The sequence below is a fragment of the Rhodococcus sp. P4_F5 genome (assembly GCF_056401315.1).
This window is the reverse complement of sequence record NZ_JBFUJP010000029.1, coordinates 24777-43334: the sequence shown is the minus strand read 5'-3', so window position 1 is coordinate 43334 and position 18558 is coordinate 24777. Positions and strand designations below refer to the sequence as shown.

At 71.3% G+C, this 18558-nt stretch carries 19 protein-coding genes and 1 pseudogene; 12 read left to right on the top strand and 8 right to left on the bottom strand.

Annotation, left to right across the window (positions count from 1 at the left end; translation table 11 throughout):
- Nucleotide 1: 1 nt before the first annotated feature.
- The 5 genes and pseudogenes from AC1DU4_RS13735 to AC1DU4_RS13715 all read left to right on the top strand — a co-directional run.
- Nucleotides 2-154: pseudogene (locus AC1DU4_RS13735) on the top strand (excalibur calcium-binding domain-containing protein); the annotation flags it as partial.
- A gap of 166 nt (nucleotides 155-320) precedes the next feature.
- Complete coding sequence (locus AC1DU4_RS13730) at nucleotides 321-908, top strand: histidine phosphatase family protein (protein ID WP_477840654.1); 588 nt, start codon at nucleotides 321-323, stop codon at nucleotides 906-908.
- Between the two features lie 28 nt (nucleotides 909-936).
- A complete protein-coding gene (locus AC1DU4_RS13725) occupies nucleotides 937-2592 on the top strand; it encodes a hypothetical protein (protein WP_477840650.1) in 1656 nt (551 codons plus the stop codon).
- A gap of 1 nt (nucleotide 2593) precedes the next feature.
- Nucleotides 2594-2818: a hypothetical protein gene (locus AC1DU4_RS13720; RefSeq protein ID WP_477840677.1), complete on the top strand. Its 225-nt coding sequence runs from the start codon at nucleotides 2594-2596 to the stop codon at nucleotides 2816-2818.
- Between the two features lie 43 nt (nucleotides 2819-2861).
- Entirely contained in the window at nucleotides 2862-3482 is a 621-nt protein-coding gene (locus AC1DU4_RS13715) for an AMIN-like domain-containing (lipo)protein (RefSeq protein ID WP_477840648.1), read from the top strand.
- A 78-nt stretch (nucleotides 3483-3560) separates the two neighbouring features.
- Here AC1DU4_RS13715 and AC1DU4_RS13710 read toward each other — a convergent pair whose 3' ends face one another.
- Together AC1DU4_RS13710 and AC1DU4_RS13705 are read right to left on the bottom strand one after the other, a co-directional pair.
- The gene (locus AC1DU4_RS13710; RefSeq protein ID WP_477840675.1) at nucleotides 3561-6065 is read right to left on the bottom strand and encodes an ABC transporter permease; all 2505 of its coding nucleotides are present in this window, start codon (nucleotides 6063-6065) and stop codon (nucleotides 3561-3563) included.
- A 15-nt stretch (nucleotides 6066-6080) separates the two neighbouring features.
- Nucleotides 6081-6875 (bottom strand): ABC transporter ATP-binding protein, encoded by a 795-nt coding sequence (locus tag AC1DU4_RS13705; RefSeq protein WP_477840646.1) that lies wholly within the window; start codon nucleotides 6873-6875, stop codon nucleotides 6081-6083.
- Nucleotides 6876-7036: 161 nt separating this feature from the next.
- On the opposite strand from AC1DU4_RS13705, the gene AC1DU4_RS13700 reads away from it, so the two are divergent.
- Nucleotides 7037-7813, top strand: coding sequence for a deoxyribonuclease IV (locus tag AC1DU4_RS13700; RefSeq protein ID WP_072846040.1), 777 nt, complete (start codon nucleotides 7037-7039; stop codon nucleotides 7811-7813).
- A gap of 11 nt (nucleotides 7814-7824) precedes the next feature.
- Here the strand turns inward: AC1DU4_RS13700 and AC1DU4_RS13695 are convergent, their stop codons facing one another.
- Together AC1DU4_RS13695 and AC1DU4_RS13690 are read right to left on the bottom strand one after the other, a co-directional pair.
- Complete coding sequence (locus tag AC1DU4_RS13695; protein ID WP_477840644.1) at nucleotides 7825-8160, bottom strand: ArsR/SmtB family transcription factor; 336 nt, start codon at nucleotides 8158-8160, stop codon at nucleotides 7825-7827.
- Nucleotides 8157-8630 (bottom strand): SRPBCC family protein, encoded by a 474-nt coding sequence (locus AC1DU4_RS13690; RefSeq protein ID WP_477840642.1) that lies wholly within the window; start codon nucleotides 8628-8630, stop codon nucleotides 8157-8159. Before AC1DU4_RS13690 ends, AC1DU4_RS13695 begins: the two co-directional genes overlap by 4 nt.
- A gap of 152 nt (nucleotides 8631-8782) precedes the next feature.
- Between AC1DU4_RS13690 and AC1DU4_RS13685 the strand changes: the two genes are divergently transcribed.
- Together AC1DU4_RS13685 and AC1DU4_RS13680 are read left to right on the top strand one after the other, a co-directional pair.
- Nucleotides 8783-9301 carry a hypothetical protein gene (locus tag AC1DU4_RS13685; protein ID WP_477840640.1) on the top strand — a complete coding sequence of 173 codons (519 nt, stop codon included), beginning with the start codon at nucleotides 8783-8785 and terminating at the stop codon, nucleotides 9299-9301.
- A 48-nt stretch (nucleotides 9302-9349) separates the two neighbouring features.
- Entirely contained in the window at nucleotides 9350-10276 is a 927-nt protein-coding gene (locus AC1DU4_RS13680) for a D-isomer specific 2-hydroxyacid dehydrogenase family protein (protein WP_477840638.1), read from the top strand.
- Nucleotides 10277-10385: 109 nt separating this feature from the next.
- Here the strand turns inward: AC1DU4_RS13680 and AC1DU4_RS13675 are convergent, their stop codons facing one another.
- Nucleotides 10386-12128, bottom strand: coding sequence for a DEAD/DEAH box helicase (locus tag AC1DU4_RS13675; protein WP_477840636.1), 1743 nt, complete (start codon nucleotides 12126-12128; stop codon nucleotides 10386-10388).
- A gap of 72 nt (nucleotides 12129-12200) precedes the next feature.
- On the opposite strand from AC1DU4_RS13675, the gene AC1DU4_RS13670 reads away from it, so the two are divergent.
- The 3 genes from AC1DU4_RS13670 (at nucleotide 12201) to AC1DU4_RS13660 (ending at nucleotide 15663) form a co-directional block, all read left to right on the top strand.
- Nucleotides 12201-12998, top strand: a complete 798-nt coding sequence (locus AC1DU4_RS13670; RefSeq protein WP_477840634.1) for a carbon-nitrogen hydrolase family protein — start codon at nucleotides 12201-12203, stop codon at nucleotides 12996-12998.
- Nucleotides 12999-13069: 71 nt separating this feature from the next.
- Nucleotides 13070-13702: a phosphoribosyltransferase gene (locus AC1DU4_RS13665; protein WP_477840632.1), complete on the top strand. Its 633-nt coding sequence runs from the start codon at nucleotides 13070-13072 to the stop codon at nucleotides 13700-13702.
- Nucleotides 13703-13875: 173 nt separating this feature from the next.
- The gene (locus AC1DU4_RS13660) at nucleotides 13876-15663 is read left to right on the top strand and encodes an AMP-dependent synthetase/ligase (RefSeq protein ID WP_477840631.1); all 1788 of its coding nucleotides are present in this window, start codon (nucleotides 13876-13878) and stop codon (nucleotides 15661-15663) included.
- Between the two features lie 212 nt (nucleotides 15664-15875).
- Here the strand turns inward: AC1DU4_RS13660 and AC1DU4_RS13655 are convergent, their stop codons facing one another.
- On the bottom strand, nucleotides 15876-16661 hold the full coding sequence (locus AC1DU4_RS13655; RefSeq protein ID WP_477840629.1) for an SIR2 family NAD-dependent protein deacylase: 786 nt from the start codon (nucleotides 16659-16661) through the stop codon (nucleotides 15876-15878).
- Here AC1DU4_RS13655 and AC1DU4_RS13650 point away from each other — a divergent pair.
- On the top strand, nucleotides 16660-17127 hold the full coding sequence (locus AC1DU4_RS13650; RefSeq protein ID WP_477840627.1) for a uracil-DNA glycosylase family protein: 468 nt from the start codon (nucleotides 16660-16662) through the stop codon (nucleotides 17125-17127). The two genes, AC1DU4_RS13655 and AC1DU4_RS13650, sit on opposite strands and share 2 nt — an antisense overlap.
- A 42-nt stretch (nucleotides 17128-17169) precedes the next feature.
- Here the strand turns inward: AC1DU4_RS13650 and AC1DU4_RS13645 are convergent, their stop codons facing one another.
- Together AC1DU4_RS13645 and AC1DU4_RS13640 are read right to left on the bottom strand one after the other, a co-directional pair.
- A complete protein-coding gene (locus AC1DU4_RS13645; protein ID WP_477840625.1) occupies nucleotides 17170-17919 on the bottom strand; it encodes a maleylpyruvate isomerase N-terminal domain-containing protein in 750 nt (249 codons plus the stop codon).
- Complete coding sequence (locus AC1DU4_RS13640) at nucleotides 17916-18539, bottom strand: alpha/beta hydrolase (protein WP_477840623.1); 624 nt, start codon at nucleotides 18537-18539, stop codon at nucleotides 17916-17918. Before AC1DU4_RS13640 ends, AC1DU4_RS13645 begins: the two co-directional genes overlap by 4 nt.
- Between the last annotated feature and the right edge of the window lie 19 nt (nucleotides 18540-18558).

Sequence of the window (18558 nt, the reverse complement as noted above, 5' to 3'; positions counted from 1 at the left end):
GGCCCCGGCGCCGCCCGCGCAGGCGAAGCCGAACCGGACGTACAAGAACTGCACCGAGGCACGCAACGCCGGCGTCACTCCGATCTACCGCGGCGAGGCCGGCTACGCCGCGCACCTGGATCGCGACAACGACGGAATCGCCTGCGAGAACTGATACGTCCGTGTTCGGTGACTGCCCCTCGTCTACGGACGGGGGGCAGTCGCGTGTCACTCGCCTGTGTGGCGCGCGGGCGGCGCCCACGACCCGAGGCCGGCCCTCACACCCGGCCGGGGCTCGCGCACGGGCGAGCGCCGATGTCCGGTGCTAACCTGCGGCGACTATGACGTACTTGGCTCTGGTGCGACACGGCGAGACCGACTGGAACCGCCGCGGCAGACTGCAGGGGTCCTCCGACATCCCGCTCAACGACACCGGTCGCCGTCAGGCCGGCCTGGCCGGGATCGACCTGGCCCGAAAGCGCTGGGACCTGTTGGTCAGCTCGCCGCTCTCCCGCGCCGGCGAGACCGCCGACATCATCGGCACCCATCTGGGCCTCGAACGCGCCGCCACCTACCCGGACCTGGCGGAACGGCACTTCGGGGAAGCCGAGGGCAGCACCGGCTTCGAGGCCTACGACCGCTGGCCGCACGGGCGGTACCCCGGGCTCGAGCCGCGGTCGGAGGTGCGGCGGCGCGCGCTGCGGACGATCGACAACCTCGCCCGCGAGCACCCCGGGTCCGCGATCGTCATCGTCACCCACGGCGGCGTGATCCGGACGGTCCTCGACTCGTTGCTCACCCACCGGTCGCCGCGGATCGCCAACGCCGGCGTCAGCACCCTGCGCCATGACGGACAACGGTGGGTCGTGGGCAGCATCAACGGCGTCGCGGTCGCGGACGGCTCGACACTCCGGCCACAGAGCCGGTGACCGCCGCATCTCGTGCGACACTCGACCGGTGAGCCGCTATCGTGCCAGCCGAGATCGTTCACGCCTCGTACCGATCGCTGCCGTGGTCGCGGTCGGACTGCTGTGGCCGGCGACCGCCGTCGCCGCGCCGCCGCCACCGAGCCGGCCGGCCGACTGCGTACCGTTCGGCACGGCGCAACTGCCCCCGGGCGCACCGTCCGGCGGCGGCCAGGCCGGGCTGACCAATCTCCCCCCGTTCACCGGCCAGAACGCTCCGACGAGCATCGAACTGCGCACTCCGACAACGCAGTTCAACAGATTCTGGGACTTCGCCCTGGTCGGGCACGATCTGTTGACCCGCCCCCGACCCGACGCCGGCGCCGCGGCCGAGCCGTGGCGGTACGTGCCGATGCCCGAATGCCTGCGCGGGCGACTGGTCGCGATCTCGCTCGACGACGACGAACTGATCGCCGTGGACGACAACGGCTGGATCTACACCATGGACAACGCGTCCCAGTTCCCGCTGCTGTGGAACTGGACGTCGGCATGGGGCGCGCCGCTGTGGATCAGCCCCGGCCGGCAGCTGCCCGGGGCCACACCCAACGGCTGGGCGCTGAGCGTCTCCTCCCCCTGGGACAACCAGACCTACACCGACATCGCCGGACGGATCCACTACGTCGGGTACGGGAAGATGACCATGGTGCCGACCCTGACCGGTGATGGCAGCCGCATCACCTACGCGGACCCGTGGCTACCCAACGACGACAGCTACGAGATCGGCGGCCCGCTCGGCGGCCGGTTCCGGTCCACTGCGCTGTCCGCGGCCGGTTCGACCACGTTCGTCACCAACCAGTACGGCGACATGTACACCCGCACATTCGATTTCGACTCGTCCGGTTCCGACTCGATCTTCTTCCGCTACAGCTGGGACGACCAGTCCGGCAAGCCGACCGCACCCAACCTGGTGGCCGAGACCCTCGACCGCAGCACCGCCGCGATCCAGTTGCCCGCGCCGGACTGGGTGCACCAGCCCAAGATCCCCGGGGAGATCACCTCCGCGATCAGCGTGCACTCCACCGGTCCCGGACCGGGCCGCCGTGAGCTGCGGGTGGAGGGCAGCCGCGACGGCGAAACGGGTTTCTGGCACAAGGATCTGAGCGCTGACTCCTGGGACTTCACCCCCACCGGCGCGGCCCGACTGGGCACCCCGTTGGACAACTCCGCGGCGGACCGCTCCGCCGACACCCTGGCGCCGCCCGCCCCCTGGAACCTGTCGACGACGCTGCCCGCCCGCGACGCCGCCATCGACGGCCAGGTCCTCATCGACATCGGTTTCCCGTACACGGTCGTCGACCCGCGCCTGCTCGACGCGGTCGGCCAGCACGCCGCACCGTCCGGCTACCGCCTGTCGGTGGACCACTTCGACCCGGCCGCGACCACTCGCCCGGCGACGGTGACGGCGCCCGACGGAACAATGTTGCCGGTGGTCCTGCACACCGCCGACGGGCTGCGGATGACCCCGCGCGGCCCCGGCCTCGACGCCGACCCCCGGCACCTCGTCGGCGCCGTCGAGATTCCCGCCGACGCATACGCCGCCCGCGCGTCCGACCCGGCACTCGACGCGTTCGTCCGGGACTGGATGCGCGGCAGGCAGATCGCCGCGATCACCCTCAGCGCCACCGACCACGACCTGGTCGTCCGCTGACATTTCAGGCCCCTCCGGCGAACACCCCGCTGGCTACACTTGTCTCTGCCAGCGGGAACCCTTCGAGCGTTCGTCGAGTGCCCCGGCGCCGACGCGGATCCAGGGCAGCACACGCCTGCATCGTCGACTACTTCGTCGGGACGCCCGGTTCACTTTCGTATACCAGAAGCAGGACGGCGAGTGGCTGATCGTCAACCGCCACTCCTCGGAGATGCCGGAGGAGTGACCACTCCTGAAGAGGAGGCGCCCGGTCCGAATACCCTGGACGAATGAAACCGCAGAAGTCCCTGGCCCCTGCGGCGGCGGCCGTTCTGGCCGGCGTCCTCCTCCTCACCGGCTGCTCGAACGGGACCGAGACCGCGGCCCCGGACTCGGCGACCGTGCCGGTGCCCGTCGTCTCGGGGTCGACCGCGACCTCGACCTCGACCTCGACGCCGATCGTCCCGGCGCCCACCGGCGGCACCGAACCCGAGCGCGCCGATGCCTCCCCGGACGCGTTGCTGACGGTGACCGGGCTGCGGATCGGCGCACACCCCGGCTTCGACCGCGTCGTCTACGAGCTCGACGGCACCGGCGCCCCCGGCTGGGCCGTGCAGTACGTCGACCACGCCGTCCAGGACGGCAGCGGCGACGTGCTCGACGTCCCGGGGAGCTCGCTCCTCGAGGTGAGGATCACCGGCACGGGCTACCCCTTCGACACCGGCGTCGCGCCGTACGGCGGCCCGAACCCGCTGCCCGGCGGCGAGGCCACCGGGCTCACGCAGGCGCGGATCAGCACCGTGTTCGAGGGCACCACGCAGTCGTTCGTCGGCCTCGACGGCGAGCGTCGCCCGTTCACGGTGTCCCGGCTGGACAACCCGACCCGCCTGGTCGTCGACATCGCGCGCTGATCCACAACGACGAACGGGCGGTTCCCGGGTACGTCACTCGACGTCTCCCCCCGGCAACCGCCCGTTCGGTGGTGTGGATCAGAGCCCGGCGATCGCCTCCAGCGGGCGGGTGCGGGCGGCCCGGGCGGCCGGCCACAGCGCGGCCAGCACCCCCACCACGCCCGAACCCAGCAGCATCGCCGCCACCTGGCCCCACGGCACCGCGATGACGTTGAGACCCTGGTCGGCGAGGGTGCTCACGAAGCCCCACCCGAAGGCGAGTCCGAGCAGCACCCCGACCGCCGCGCCGAACACCGCGATCAGCACCGACTCCAGGTAGATCGTCCGGCGCACCTGCGCCCGCTGCATGCCGACCGCCCTGAGCATGCCGATCTCGCGGCGACGCTCGACCACAGACAGCGCCAACGTGTTCACGATCCCGAGGATCGCGATCACCACCGCCAACGCCAGCAACCCGTACAGCACCGCGAGGAGCGTGTCGATCTGCTGGCCCTGGGTGCCCTTGAACTGCTCGCGGTCCTGGACCTGCACCACCAGGTACCGGTCGGTGGCCTTCTCGAGGTCGGCCCGCAGCGCGGCGACGTCGGTGCCCGGGGCCGCCTTGACCAGCACCGCCCAGTCCGCCCGCATCTGCGGGGGCGTCAGCTTCTCGTAGACACTCTGGGTCACCAGCCAGTTGCCGAGCATCTGGCTGTCGGCGTAGATGCCGGTCACCGGCACAGTCACCTCGACGCCGTCCCGGTTGGTCATGGTGACCGGCGACCCGACGGTCCAGCCGTGCTTGCCCGCGTACGTCGCGGACGCCAGCATGCCCTCGCCCGACAGCTCCGCGCTGCCCTGCTCGAGGGTGTAGTCGAGGACGCCGCCGAGTTGGCCGCCGACACCGGTGCCGACCTCGTCCCGGTCGTCGATCTTGACCGAGGTGAAGTGCAGCGCGACGGCGTCGGACACCCCGGGCAGGGCCGCCACGGCGGGCGCCGCACCGATCGGGACGCCGATAGCCTGCGGTCCGGTCAGGATGTAGTCCGCGCGCACCCCGGCGTCCACGAGCGTGTCGACGCTGGCCTTCGCCGACGACCCGAACACGCCGATCACCGAGACCAGCATCAGGCCGAGCGTCAGCGCGAACGCCGTCGCCGCCGTCCGTCGCGGGTTGCGCACCGAGTTGGTGCGGGCCAGCTTGCCGACGGCGCCGAACGGGCGGCCCAGCACCGCGCCGAGACCGCCGACCACGGGCAGGGACAGGGCGGGCGCCGCCAGCAGCACCGCGAACACCAGGGCCGCGGCCCCGACGCCGACGGTCGCAGCGGCGCCGCCGCCGGTGCCACGCGAACCGGCGACGAGGGCCACGACTCCCACGACCGCGAGTGCGGCACCGACCAGCGTGCGGACCCGCAGCGAGTCACCCGTGGAGGCGAACTCCTCGCGCATCGCCGCGACCGGCGGGATCTTCGCCGCTCGCCGGGCGGGGGCGTAGGCGCTGACCACGGTGACCAGCACACCGACCAGCAGCGCCACGATCACGGTGCGCGGCGCGAGCGCCAGCGAGCCCGACGGCAGCCCCACGTCGAAGGAGTTGAGCAGGCCGCGCAGCCCGTATGCCAGCCCGACGCCGGCCGCGATTCCCAGGGCGCTGCCGAGGACGCCGACCACCAGCGCCTCGAGTACCACCGACTGGCCGACCTGCTTGCGGCTGGCGCCGACCGCCCGCAGCAGCGCCAACTCGCGCAGGCGCTGGGCGACGATCATCGAGAAGGTGTTGTAGATGATGAACGTGCCGACGAGCAGGGCGATCGCCCCGAAGGCCAGCAGGAAGTAGTTGACGAAACTCAGCGCCGAGGTGACCTGGGACTTGACCTCGTCGCGAACCTCGTCGCCGGTCTGCACCTTCAGGTCCGGCAGCGCCGCGGCCACTCGATCCCGCAGGTCGGCCTGGGATCCGGTACCCGCGACGTCGAGGTAGTCGGCGTGGGCTCCGTCGGTGAACAGCTCCCGTGCCTGCGCGTCGTCGAAGAGCACCCCGATGAATCCGCCGGAGTCCGTGGGGGTCTGGTAGATGCCGGAGACGGTGACGTCGAGGACGCCGTGCGAGGGGACCAGCACCTGAGTGGTGTCGCCGGCCGCGAGCCCGGCCTTACGGGCGCCGCCCTCGTTGAGCGCGATCTCGCCCGGCCGCGACGGGGGCGTACCGGCGACGAAGGTGTCGGGCTTGGCGATCGCCCGCTCCGGCGGGATGTACGACATGCCGAGGCTGGGTGCGCCGCCGGTCTGCACCGGCTTCTTGTCGGAGCCGAGCAGCACGAGCTGACCGTCCACCGAAGGCACCACCGTCCGGACCCCGTCGATCGCCTCCACCGTGGCGACGTCGGCGAGCGGGACGCCGCTCGAGCCGGTCTCGTTGCTGCTGACCCGGACGTCGACGCCCTGCGCGGCGTCCTCGAACAGCCCGTTGAAGGTGCGCTGCAGGGTGTCGGTGAAGATGAAGGAACCGGAGACGAAGGCGGTACCGAGCACGACCGCCAGCACGGTCAGGGCAAGGCGGACCTTGTGCGCGGCCAGGTTCCGGAGAGAAACCTTGCGCATGGGTGAGGCCACGGATCAGACCTTCTCGGTGACGGGGACGGCGGACGTGTCCAGGCGCTTCATCCGGTCGAGCACCGACTCGGCGGTGGGGTCGCGCAGCTCGTCGACCACCTTGCCGTCGGCCAGGAACACCACCCGGTCGGCGTAGCTCGCGGCCCGCGGGTCGTGGGTCACGATGACCACCGTCTGCCCGAACTCGTCGACGGCGGCGCGCAGGATGCTGAGCACCTCACCCGACGAGTGCGAGTCCAGGTTGCCGGTCGGCTCGTCGCCGAAGATGATCTCCGGGCGGCCGGCCAGTGCGCGGGCGCACGCCACACGCTGCTGCTGGCCGCCGGACAGCTCGGAGGGCCGGTGGTCGAGGCGGTCCCGGAGCCCGAGCCGGGTGACCACGCTGTCGAGCCACTCCTGGTCGGCCTTGCGGCCGGCGATGTCCAGCGGCAGGGTGATGTTCTCGAGCGCGGTGAGCGTGGGGACCAGGTTGAACGCCTGGAAGACGAAGCCGATCCGGTCACGGCGCAGCGCCGTCATCTGCTTGTCGGACAGCCCGGTCAGATCGGTGTCGCCGATGAGGACCGAGCCGGAGGTCGCCGCGTCGAGGCCCGCGAGGCAGTGCATGAGCGTCGACTTGCCGGACCCCGACGGGCCCATGATGGCGGTGAACTCGCCGCGGGCGAAGTCGGCGGTCACCGCGTCGAGGGCGGTGACCTGGGTGTCCCCCGTGCCGTAGGTCTTGGTCAGATTCACCGCCCGCGCGACCGTGGCGGTGTTGGTGGGCGCGGTGGTCGCGCCGAGGGCATGCGAGCTCATGACTGCCTTTCGTCCTGATCTGGGCCGGGCTCGTGGATGCGAACGCATCCCATCGTTGCGGTCCTCGCACCACGATGCCATCCGGGAAGCCCCTGATCTTTCGCATCGGGGGAATCCCCGCACCGAAGGTACTTGTCGATGCCTCGCCCTAGGCTGTACCCATGCGCATCGGAGCACACGTACGCGAGGACGACGACCCCATCGGCGCCGGCGAGGCGCTCGGCGCGGACGTGGTCCAGCTGTTCCTGACGGATCCGCAGAAGTGGAACAAGGTGACCGAGCATCCCAGGGCGGAGCAGATCCGGGCCAGCCCGATCGACGTCGTGGTGCACTCGTCCTACGTCATCAACGTGGCGAGCCTGAACAACCGCATCCGCATCCCGTCCCGCAACGCCGTCGCCCAGCAGGCCAAGGCGGCCGCGGACCTCGGCGCGATCGGGCTGGTGGTGCACGGCGGCCACGTCCGTGACGGCGAGGACCCGGCGGAGGGGTTCGCGAACTGGCGCAAGCTGTTCGAGCGGCAGGCCGACAAGGGCGGCTTCGAGGTGCCGATCCTGATCGAGAACACCGCGGGCGGGGACGCGGCGATGGCCCGCCACTTCGACGACATCGCCCGTCTGTGGGACGCGGTCGGCGACTTCGGCGCCGGCTTCTGCCTCGACACCTGCCACGCCTGGGCGGGCGGCGAGGAACTGGTCGGCGTGGTGGAGCGGATCAAGGCGATCACCGGGCGTATCGACCTGGTGCACCTGAACAACTCCCGCGACGAGTTCAACTCCGCGCGCGACCGGCACGCGAACCTCGCCGACGGCACCATCGACGCGGAGGTGCTCGCCGCGGTGGTGGTGGCCGCGCAGGCGCCGGTGATCCTCGAGACCCCGGCGGACGGCGTCGCCGAGGACCTCGCCTACCTGCGCGAGGCCGTCGGCGACGCCTGAACCGTTGCCGGCTACAGCGACTCGGCAATCCGCTTGATCTCGGCGAGCCGGGCGTCCCACTGTGCACCGATCGCCTCGAGTCGCCGTCCCACCGCGCTGAGGGTGGCGCCGATCGCGCGGTACCGCACCTCCCGGCCCGCCGGGACGCGTTCGACGAGCCCGGCGGCCTCCAGCGCCGCGAGATGCTTCGCGATCGCCTGCCTGCTCACCGGGAGCCGCTCGGCCAGCGCGGACGCCGAGAGGTCCTGCGCGCCGAGCAGTTCGAGGATCCCCCACCGGGTGTCGTCGGCGAGGGCGGCGAACACGACCACCGGCGACGCCCGCTGGGCCTCCGGACGCACGGTCATGCCGGCGCCGATTCGAGGTACTCGACCAGTTCGTCGAGTTCGGCGTCCCAGCCCTGCCGGTTCCCGTCCAGCCCGCTGCGGCGGACCTCCTCGTCGTCGCTGATCCGGTCGAAGCCGGTTTCGACGACCGTGAGCACGGTCGTGGCACCCTCCTCGACGAGGGTGAACCGGGCCTCGGTGGCGCGGTCGACGTCGAACTCGCCGGACTGCGTGTACCACCGGTAGGCAAAGTGGTCCGGCTCGGCGACCTCGGTGACCACCATCGGGAAGACGCCGTGGTCGGGCCAGCCGAAGCTGCCCCGGGCACCCACCTCGAGCGCGTCGAGGGTGGCGGTCTGCCCGAACCACTTCGCGATGTGCTCGGGGTCGGTGAGCGCCCGCCACACTGCCGCGCGGGGCGCGTTCACGACGACCGTGCGACTGACCGTGTACTGGTCTGCGTCGATGACTGCTGCCTGAGTGTTCGTCATGTCGAATCTCCTGTTCGGGGGGGACCACCTTCTGACTGCAACTCAATGGTTGCACTAATTCCGCTGACATGCAACCCCTGGGTTGCATGCAGGGCGGCGCCGCAAACATGTCGCTACCGGAATCCCTGCCGATCAATTGTTAGGGTTGGCAAGTGAATTCGCTGGTTGATGCCCTCAGTTCCGGAACCGCGCCGTGGTGGGCGGTCCCGGCGTCGATGGTCGTCGGGGTGCTGCTCGGGGTGTTCGCGGTCCGCCGCGGCCGGCCCGCGACGGTCGCGGCCCCCACCGCACCCGACCCGCAGGTGCGCTCGATCTACGTCCGTTTCCTCGCCGCCACGGACCGCGCCCACAACGCCGTCGTCGACGTGGACAGCGGTGTACTCGCGGAGGCCGACCTGGTCCACGCGCTCGAGTCCGACGACCCGAGCCTGCGCGCCCTCGCCCAGGCCATCGTCGAACTGGACGAACTGGTCAACGAGTTGCGGATCCTCGCGCCCGCCCCCGTCGTCGACTCCGCGGTCACGTTCTTCGGCTTCGTCACCGACTCCACCATCGACGGCGTCCACGACTGCGACGAGTTCCGGGACCGGTACACCGCACGCAAGTCCGCCCTCGTCGACGCCATCCGGGACTCGCACGGCGAGCGCCGGCTGACCGCCAAGGCCCGGTAGCCGGGTTCCCACCGACCCGCGCACACCACCCGCACCGAGAGGTCACCGATGCCGACCCGCCCAGCACCCCGAATCCACCTCGGCCCCGAGGGGGATCCCTTTCTCGCCGAGGGCATCCGCCGAGGCGGCGGGGTCCTGGTCCCGCTCGACGAGGCCGAGGCCGTCGTCTGGGCACAGGGCCCCGACACGTTTCCCGGTGCCCTGCCGGACACGGTCCGCTGGGTGCAGCTCCCGTTCGCGGGCATCGAGCCGTGGCTCGCGGCCGGCGTCGTGGATTCCGCCCGTTCCTGGACGTCCGCGGCCGGCGCCTACTCGGGTAACGTCGCCGAGCACACCATGATGACCCTGCTGGCCGGGGTGCGGTCGCTGCGCGAGCAGCTGAGCGCGACGTCCTGGCGCAAGGACGAGTTCGACCCGCGGGTGGGCACCGTGCAGGGCACCACCGTGGCGATCGTCGGCTGCGGCGGCATCGGCCGCGCCCTGATCCCGTACCTGGCCGCATCCCGGTGCCGGATTCTCGCGGTCACCCGCTCGGGCGTCCCGGTGCCGGGCGCAGACGAGACCCTGCCCGCGGACCGGGTCGGCGAGGTGTGGTCCCGCGCAGACCATTTCGTCGTCGCGGCACCCGCGACCGCGGCCACCCGGCACCTGGTCGGCAGGTCGGAGCTGGCGCAGATGTCTCCGTCGTCGTGGATCGTGAACGTCGCACGCGGGACGCTGATCGACACCGACGCACTGGTCGACGCGCTGCGCGCGGGAACGATCGGCGGCGCCGCCCTCGACGTCACCGACCCGGAGCCGCTGCCCGACGGCCATCCGCTGTGGACACTGCCCAACGCGCTGATCACCCCGCACGTGGCGAACCCGGCGACCGGGCTGCCGCGGGCCCTCGCCGACCACGTCGCGGGCAATGTCGCCCGCTTCGCGGCCGGCGAGCCGCTCGCCGGTGTCATCGACCCGGTGGCCGGTTACTGAACCGGCGGCGGCTTCCGGTCGTCACCGCGTTACACCGCGCACACGGGCTGACGCCCGATACAGACGAAAGCGCCCGGCCACCAAGGTGACCGGGCACTTTGCGTTGCCGTCAGTAGCGCTCGCGCCGCGGCTTGCGGTCGAACTTGCCGCCGTCACGCGGCGGCCGCTGCCCGGGCGGGCCGTCGTCCAGGGTCAGCTGGATGAGCACGCCGGAGATGCGGGTGCGGCGCAACGCCTCGAGGGTCTCGTCGGCGAGGTCCGCGGGCAGCTCGACCAGGCTGTGGTCCGGCCGAATACTGATGTGGCCGAAGTCGCTCCGGCGCAGTCCGCCCTCGTTCGCGATGGCACCGACGATGGCACCGGGCGCCACCCGGTGCCGCTTGCCGACCGCGATCCGGTAGGTGGCCAGTTCCTGGCCCTCCTTGCCGACCTTCGGCGCGTCGTCGAACTTCCGAGCGGGACGCTCGGCGCGGGGCTCGCGCTCCCGACGCGGCGCCGGCGGCGGCTCGGGCGGCATCAGGAAGGACTCGCCGTCGCGGGAGAGCACGGCCAGGGCGGCCGCGATGTCCGCGAGCGGCACGTCGTGCTCGCGCTCGTAGTCCTCGATCAGTCCGCGGAAGAGCGCCAGGTTCTCCGAGCTGAGGCTCTCGGTGATCGAGTCACCGAACTTGGCCACCCGCTGGGCGTTCACGTCCTCGACCGAGGGCAGCTGCATCTCGGTCAGCGGCTGCCGGGTCGCCTTCTCGATCGCCTTGAGCAGGTGACGCTCCCGCGGGGCGACGAACAGCAGCGCGTCGCCGGTGCGGCCCGCGCGACCGGTGCGGCCGATCCGGTGCACGTAGGACTCGGTGTCGTGCGGGATGTCGTAGTTGACCACGTGCGAGATGCGGTCCACGTCCAGGCCGCGGGCGGCCACGTCCGTCGCGACCAGGATGTCGAGCGTGCMCTTCTTGAGCTGCCCGATGGTCCGCTCACGCTGCGCCTGCACGATGTCGCCGTTGATGGCGGCTGCCGAGAACCCGCGCGCCCGAAGCCTTTCGGCGAGGTCCTCGGTGGCCTGCTTGGTGCGGACGAAGATGATCATCGCCTCGAAGGTCTCGACCTCGAGGACTCGGGTCAGCGCGTCGAGCTTGCGCTGGTGCGCGACCTGCACGTACCGCTGCGTGATGTTCGGCGCGGTCGACGTCTTGGTCTTGACCGTGATCTCGACCGGGTCGTGCAGGTACTGCTTGGAGATCTTGCGGATCGCCGCCGGCATGGTCGCCGAGAACAGCGCCACCTGCTTGTACTCCGGGGTGTCGGCGAGGATCCGCTCGACGTCGTCCTGGAAGCCCATCTTGAGCATCTCGTCGGCCTCGTCGAGCACCAGGTAGTCCAGGTGCGAGAGGTCGAGGGTGCCCTTCTCCAGGTGGTCGATCACCCGGCCCGGCGTGCCGACGATGATCTGCGCGCCGCGGCGCAGCCCGGACAGCTGCACGCCGTAGGCCTGGCCGCCGTAGATGGGCAGCACCTGGAGGCCCGGGATGTGTGCCGAGTACTTGCCGAACGCCTCGGCAACCTGCAGGGCGAGCTCGCGGGTCGGCGCCAGCACCAGCGCCTGCGGCCGCTTCTGCGTGGTGTCGATGCGGGAGAGGATCGGCACGGCGAAGGCGGCGGTCTTGCCGGTGCCGGTCTGCGCCAGGCCGACCACGTCGTTGCCCGCCATCAACGGCGGGATCGTCGCGGCCTGAATCGGGGACGGCGACTCGTAGCCGACATCCGACAGCGCCCGAAGCACTCGTTCCTCGATGCCGAGGTCGGCAAAGGTGGTGATGTCAGCTTCGGGCTCGGGGTACTGCTCCGTGTCACTCATTTCACCAGCAGTTTAACGCGTGGTATCTACGGTGCCCGGTAGCGCCCTGGCCGACCCGCCATACTCGGTGTCATGGTCGAGATCGCAGTGGCCCAGTTCGCCCCGGGCCTGGACAAGAACGAGAACCACCTGACCCTGCGCAACCTGGTCGGCGAGGCGACGGCCCGGGGGGCCCGGCTGGTGCTCGCCCCCGAGTACGCGATGTTCACCCCACCCCGCATCGACGAACGACTCGTCGAGTCCGCCGAGCCGCTGGACGGCCCGTTCGTCAGCGGCCTGCTCGAGATCGCCGCCGAGTTCGGCGTGCACGTGGTCGCTGGCGTCAACGAGGCGCTGGCCGACGACGAACGCATCTCGAACACCCTGGTCGCGGCCGGTCCGGCGGGCCGGATCGAGGCCGTGTACCGCAAGCTGCACCTCTACGACGCGTTCGGCTACCAGGAGTCCGCGGTGATCCGGGCGGGCACGGTCGAGTCCCCCGAGACGTTCGTCGTCGACGGCCTCACCTTCGGCATGCAGACCTGCTACGACCTGCGGTTCCCGGAGGTGACGCGGCGCATCGTGGACGCCGGCGCGGACGTGCTGCTGATGCCGGCGCAGTGGGTCCCGGGCCCGCTGAAGGAGGACCACTGGACCACCCTGATCCGGGCGCGGGCGATCGAGAACACCGTCTACGTGGCCGCGGCCGACCAGAGTGCCCGCACCGGGGCCGGCAACTCGATGATCGTGGACCCGATGGGCGTGGTCCTGGCATCGCTCGGCGAGACGGTCGGGACCGCCCGTGCCGACGTCACCGCCGCGCGGATCGCCGAGGTGAGGGAGAAGAACCCCGCGCTCGCGCTGCGCCGGTTCACCGTCACTCAGCGGTAGTCGCGCCCACCGAACCCGCGGGGAAGACCGGCACCGCAACCACCGCTGCACGGCGTAGCGTCGGAACCAGGATGCTCTACGACAGCCGGGCCACCGCCGGTCGCGACCTGTCCACCTCGCTCGGACACCTCCGCGACTCGAACCCGCTCGTGCTCGGACTGCCACGTGGCGGGGTCCCGGTGGCCGCCGAGGTCGCCCGCGCGCTGCATGCCGACCTGGACGTGATCATCGTCCGCAAACTCGGCGTGCCGTGGCAGCCGGAACTGGCGATGGGCGCGCTCGGCGAGGACGACGTGCGGGTCCTCAACGACGACGTGGTCAAGCAGACCGGCGTCACCGCGCTGGCGTTCGCCACGGTCGAGGCCGCCGAGCGCCGCGAACTCCGCCGGCGGGTGCGCATGTTGCGAGGCGACCGACCCCGGATCCCGCCCAGCGGCCGGGTGGTGGTGATCGTCGACGACGGGATGGCCACCGGCGCAACCGCGGCCGCCGCCTGCCGGGTGGCGCGAGCCCAGCACGCGGCCCGGGTGGTTGTGGCGGTCCCGGTGTCGTCGACAGAGGCGGTCGCCCGGCTCGAGGCCGAGGCCGACGAGGTGGTGTGCCCCCTCGTCCCGAGCTGGCTGGGCGGCGTCGGCGGGGCCTATCGCGACTTCCACCAGCTCACCGACCGGGAGGTGACGCTCGCACTCGGGCTGCCGACGTGATCTTCGCCTCATTGCCGACCGCGGAATCCGCAGTTCACAAAACTCGGAGTTACAGACAACCGACCCGAGGTGTCGCGAGTCGGGCATTCCGGGCATACCAAGCGGGTGCGGACCTAGACTGAATGTGATCCAATGCACACTCGGTAAAACAAGCAGTTCACGAAGGGGTCCCAGTGCGAGAGTTCGACGTTCCGGCAACGTTTTCCATCCCCGAGGACATCTCGATGGCGGACACGGTGTTCCGCTTCGAGCAGGAGTGCCCGCAGCACGTGCCGTTCAAGCGGCTGGTGAACGGTGCCTGGGTCAACGTCACCGCCGCCGAGTTCGCCACGCAGGTCAAGGCCGTCGCCAAGGGCCTGATGGCCTCCGGCGTCGAGCTCGGGGACCGGGTGGCCATCCTCTGTGCCACCCGCTACGAGTGGGTGGTGCTCGACTACGCCATCTGGACCGCCGGTGGCTGCACCGTCGCGATCTACGAGACCTCCTCGCCCGACCAGGCCAAGTGGATCCTCGAGGACTCCGCCACCGCGCTGCTCGTCGTCGAGACCGCCAAGCATGCCTCCTCGATGAAGGACGTCGCCGAGGCCGCCCCCGACCTTCGCGAGATGTTGCAGATCGAGGCCGGGGCGCTCGACGAGCTGACCACCCGCGGCGCGGGCATCAGCGACGAGGACCTGCACACGCGCCGCGGCCAGGTGAACGCGGCCTCCCCCGCCACCCTCATCTACACCTCCGGCACCACCGGCCGCCCCAAGGGCGTGCAGCTCACCCACTCCAACTTCAGCGCCGAGTCGCAGGCCGTCAAGATCGCCCTGGCCGACGCGCTGGCAGAGGGGAAGAGCACCCTGATGTTCCTGCCGCTGGCGCACGTGTTCGCCCGCGCGATCTCGTTCGGCGCCTTCGACAACAAGGTCACCGTCGGCCACACCTCGGACCTCACGACCCTGCTCGACCAGTTCGCGGCGTTCAAGCCGAACTTCATCCTGTCCGTGCCGCGTGTGTTCGAGAAGGTCTACAACTCGGCCAAGCAGAAGGCCGAGGACGGCGGCAAGGGCAAGATCTTCGGCAAGGCGGCGGAGACCGCCATCGCCTACAGCGAGGCCCTCGAGGCCGGCGGTCCGGGTCTCGGCCTCAAGCTCAAGCACGCCGTCTTCGACAAGCTCGTGTACTCGAAGCTGCGCGCGGCACTCGGCGGCGAGTGCGACCGCGCGGTGTCCGGCGGTGCCGCGCTCGGCGCCCGCCTCGGCCACTTCTTCCGCGGCGTCGGCATCCCGGTCTACGAGGGCTACGGCCTGACCGAGACCAGCGCCGCGATCACCGTCAACACCGTGCGGGCGCAGAAGGTCGGCACCGTCGGCCAGCCGATCAACGGCCACGCCGCGAAGATCGCCGACGACGGCGAACTGCTGGTGAAGGGCCCCGTCGTGTTCAGCGGCTACTGGCACAACGACGCGGCCACCGCGGACTCCATCCGGGACGGCTGGTTCCACACCGGCGACCTGGGATCCATCGACTCCGAGGGCTTCGTCTCCATCACCGGCCGGAAGAAGGAGATCATCGTCACCGCGGGCGGCAAGAACGTCGCGCCGGCGGTGCTCGAGGACGCGCTCCGGGCACACCCGCTGATCAGCCAGTGCCTGGTGGTCGGCGACGCGAAGCCGTTCATCGGCGCCCTGATCACCATCGACCCGGAGGCCCTGCCCGGTTGGCTCGAGCGCAACGGTCTCGCCGCCAACCTGCCGATCGCCGAGGTGATCAAGCACGCCGACCTGGTCGCCGAGGTCGACGCCGCGGTCGCCGAGGGCAACAAGAAGGTCTCCAACCCGGAACAGATCAAGAAGTACCGGATCCTGGACGTCGACTTCACCGTCGAGACCGGCGAGCTGACCCCGACGCTCAAGCTCAAGCGCAACATCATCCATCAGGAGTTCGCCGTCGCGATCGAGGGGATCTACTCCTGAGCGGACCAATCCCCGACCGAGGGATGCGCTCGTGTGACTAAATGGGTCGTTCCCGCCGAATTCTCCGGCGGGAACGACCCATTCGTCGTTTGTGTACCGACTTCACGAAGGAGATCTTCCGATGCTGCCCCTGCAGGACATTCTCGTATTCGACCCGGTGACCTCGTTCGTCAACTCGATCGCCCTGGCGCTCGGCTCGACCGACGCCGTGATCATGACGTAGCGGCCACCACCAACACCGGCAGTGCCTGCGCCGCGGTGGCCCGCCACGAGTGGGTCACCGCGGCCGTCAGGTCCGTTGGCTCCGGGTTGATCTCGACGACGGTGGCGCCGGCGCCCAGGGCGCGCATCGGCAGCTGCGCCGCCGGATGCACCACCGCGGAGGTCCCGACGACGAGCAGCAGGTCGCAGTCCTCGACCGCGTCGACCGACACCTGCCAGGCCGCGGCCGGTAGTTCCTCGCCGAACCACACCGCTCCCGGCCGCACCGGGGCGGCACAGGTTTCGCACGCCGGCGGCGTGATCCGCTCCACCGGCTCCCTGTCCAGCTTCTCGAATCGGGCGTCGTCGAGATCCGCGGGTCGGCCGCAGGAGCTGCACCGGGGCGCGTACAGGCTGCCGTGCAGGTGCGCGGCCACGGTCGAGCCCGCGCGCTCGTGCAGGTCGTCGACGTTCTGGGTGAGCACAGTCAGCTCGGCTCGTCGTGCCCAGTCCGCGACCGCGTGGTGCCCGGCGTTCGGCGACACCCTCCGCACCAGCGCGGCGCGCCACTCGTACCACGCCCACACCAGGGCCGGATCCCGCGCCCACGCCTGCGGGGTGGCCAGCTCGGCCGGGTCGAACCGCTCCCACAGCCCCGTCAGTGCGTCGCGGAACGTCGGCACGCCGGACTCCGCGGACATCCCGGCACCGGTGAACACCACCACGCGCCGGGCGTCCCGCACGGACTCGAGCAGGGCTGCGTCGGGCAGGGCGGTGTCGGGTTCAATGGGGGTCATGTCGACGATTGTGCCCAGATCCGATGACCCCGGATACGGTGACGCGCTGCCCACGCTCTTGCTGGTCGCCCCGGCGAACGCCGCGGAGCCGCGACTGCTGCACTCGCTGCACCTCGCGGGCGTCGCCGCACGACCCGGCGGCCGCGACGCCACGGGCCAGAAACTGTTCGGCGCCCGCATCGTCACCAACCCCGCGTCCGAATGGGAGTCGTTGCGGCCGTTGGTGCGTGCGGTCGTCGCCTTCGGCGCGGACGCGTGGGACGCGTCGTTGCGGGTCCTGGCTCTCGAGGAGGCCGAGTTCACGCACGGCGAATCGGTTGCGGGTACCGGCGACCGACCCGTCACGGTCGTCGCGTGCCTGGGACTCGACGACGCCGCGCTGACCGACGCGATGCTCGCCGAGGTCCTGGCCACCGGGCAGCGGGCCGCCGGACTGTCCTGGGGGTGCGGCGGAAGCGCCCGATGACCCGTCCGTAGTCGGCTCAGATCCCGTGGCGCGGCGAGTGGCTCAGATCCGCGCCGCGTCCAGCATCGCCTGCGCGACCCCGGCGTCACCGAACATCTCCAGCGCGGCCAGCGGCCGCCGTCGCCACACGGTCAGCAGCAGCTCCTGCGCCGTGCCCCGCACCGCCACGTCGCCCTTCGCGTGCCCGGCCGTGACCCGCACGCCGTCGGGAGTCAGCGTCAACAGCCACTCGGCGTGGGGTGCGTCGGTGCCGTGCAGGTGGACAGTCTTCTCGCGCAACGGCACCGGGACCTCCGCCAGCACGCGCGGCAGCATCAGCCGGGCCCACTCGTCGACGCCGTCGACGGCCCCCGTCACCGACATCGCCTCGGGTGCGGGTCCGCCGGCCGCGTGGACGGCGTCGGCGGCGTCGACCCGATGGACCGTGACCTCGTGTGCCTGCCGTCGTGCCCAGAACCCGACGGTGCCGGGTCCGGCGAAAGTCGGCGCCGCCCGGTCGAAGTCGTGGGCGGTGAGTTCGGCGAGCAACTGCTCCAGCGCCTCGCGGTAGGCGGGCAGGCAGTCCGGTCCCTTCGGCAGCGACAGGAGTTCGGCGGAACCGCCGAGGTCCGCACCGGGTCCGGCCGCGAGGGTGGCCGCCACCCAGCGGTGCACCTTGCCGGTGTGCCGGAGCACCCGCTCGAGCGTCCACCCCGGCACGGTGGGCACCCGGGCGTCCAGCGCGTCGACCGGCATCGCGGCCAGCCGGTGTCCCTCGATCCGAAGCAGGTCCAGGTGTTCGTCCGGGGTCATTCGTGCACGGTAGCCCGCCAGAGGAACTCGGTCACGTCGGCGGTCACCGCCGGCGCCACCGGCTCGTGCAGCAGGTCGTGACCCGCGTCGGGGTACTCCCGGAGCACCACGGCCGGCAGCCGCTCGGCCCACTCCCGCACCGGGTCGACCGGCGCGAGCCGGTCGTCGACGCCGTGCACCGCCAGGATCGGAGCGTGCACGGCCGCGAGCCGCTCCGGCTCGGCGGCCACGGACCGCGGCAGGCCGCACAGCACCACCGCCTCGAAGGCGTCCGGCGCCGAGGTCAGCGCGGCGACCGCGGCGGCCGCGCCGAGCGAGTGGCCCATCACCGACAGCGGCAGGCCCGGCCGGTCCGCGGCGGCGAGCTCGGCGAGCAGCAGTGCGTTGTCGCCGAGTTCTCGCAGCGGACCGGCATCGCCGAGGTCCCCCTCGCTGAGACCGTGGCCGACGTGGTCGAGGGCCCACACCTCGACATGTTCGGCCCCGAGCGCCCGCGCGAAGCGGTGGTAGTGGCCGCTGTGCTGGCCGCGGCCGTGCAGGAACACCAGGCCGGCGACGGGATCGGCGCAGGGCCAGTGGCGGTAGTGGACCTGCCCGGAGGCCCCGGCGAAGAACGGCACCGGCCAATTATGGTCTCGT

Excerpts from the sequence above, each read along its gene's own strand:
- AC1DU4_RS13650 (WP_477840627.1), top strand. The coding sequence starts at position 16,660 with ATGTCGACGATTGTGCCCAGATCCGATGACCCCGGATACGGTGACGCG.
- AC1DU4_RS13645 (WP_477840625.1), bottom strand. The coding sequence starts at position 17,919 with ATGACCCCGGACGAACACCTGGACCTGCTTCGGATCGAGGGACACCGG.
- AC1DU4_RS13680 (WP_477840638.1), top strand. The coding sequence starts at position 9,350 with ATGCCGACCCGCCCAGCACCCCGAATCCACCTCGGCCCCGAGGGGGAT.
- AC1DU4_RS13710 (WP_477840675.1), bottom strand. The coding sequence starts at position 6,065 with ATGCGCAAGGTTTCTCTCCGGAACCTGGCCGCGCACAAGGTCCGCCTT.
- AC1DU4_RS13715 (WP_477840648.1), top strand. The coding sequence starts at position 2,862 with ATGAAACCGCAGAAGTCCCTGGCCCCTGCGGCGGCGGCCGTTCTGGCC.
- AC1DU4_RS13705 (WP_477840646.1), bottom strand. The coding sequence starts at position 6,875 with ATGAGCTCGCATGCCCTCGGCGCGACCACCGCGCCCACCAACACCGCC.
- AC1DU4_RS13655 (WP_477840629.1), bottom strand. The coding sequence starts at position 16,661 with ATGACCCCCATTGAACCCGACACCGCCCTGCCCGACGCAGCCCTGCTC.
- AC1DU4_RS13665 (WP_477840632.1), top strand. The coding sequence starts at position 13,070 with ATGCTCTACGACAGCCGGGCCACCGCCGGTCGCGACCTGTCCACCTCG.
- AC1DU4_RS13695 (WP_477840644.1), bottom strand. The coding sequence starts at position 8,160 with ATGACCGTGCGTCCGGAGGCCCAGCGGGCGTCGCCGGTGGTCGTGTTC.
- AC1DU4_RS13670 (WP_477840634.1), top strand. The coding sequence starts at position 12,201 with ATGGTCGAGATCGCAGTGGCCCAGTTCGCCCCGGGCCTGGACAAGAAC.
- AC1DU4_RS13700 (WP_072846040.1), top strand. The coding sequence starts at position 7,037 with ATGCGCATCGGAGCACACGTACGCGAGGACGACGACCCCATCGGCGCC.
- AC1DU4_RS13730 (WP_477840654.1), top strand. The coding sequence starts at position 321 with ATGACGTACTTGGCTCTGGTGCGACACGGCGAGACCGACTGGAACCGC.
- AC1DU4_RS13690 (WP_477840642.1), bottom strand. The coding sequence starts at position 8,630 with ATGACGAACACTCAGGCAGCAGTCATCGACGCAGACCAGTACACGGTC.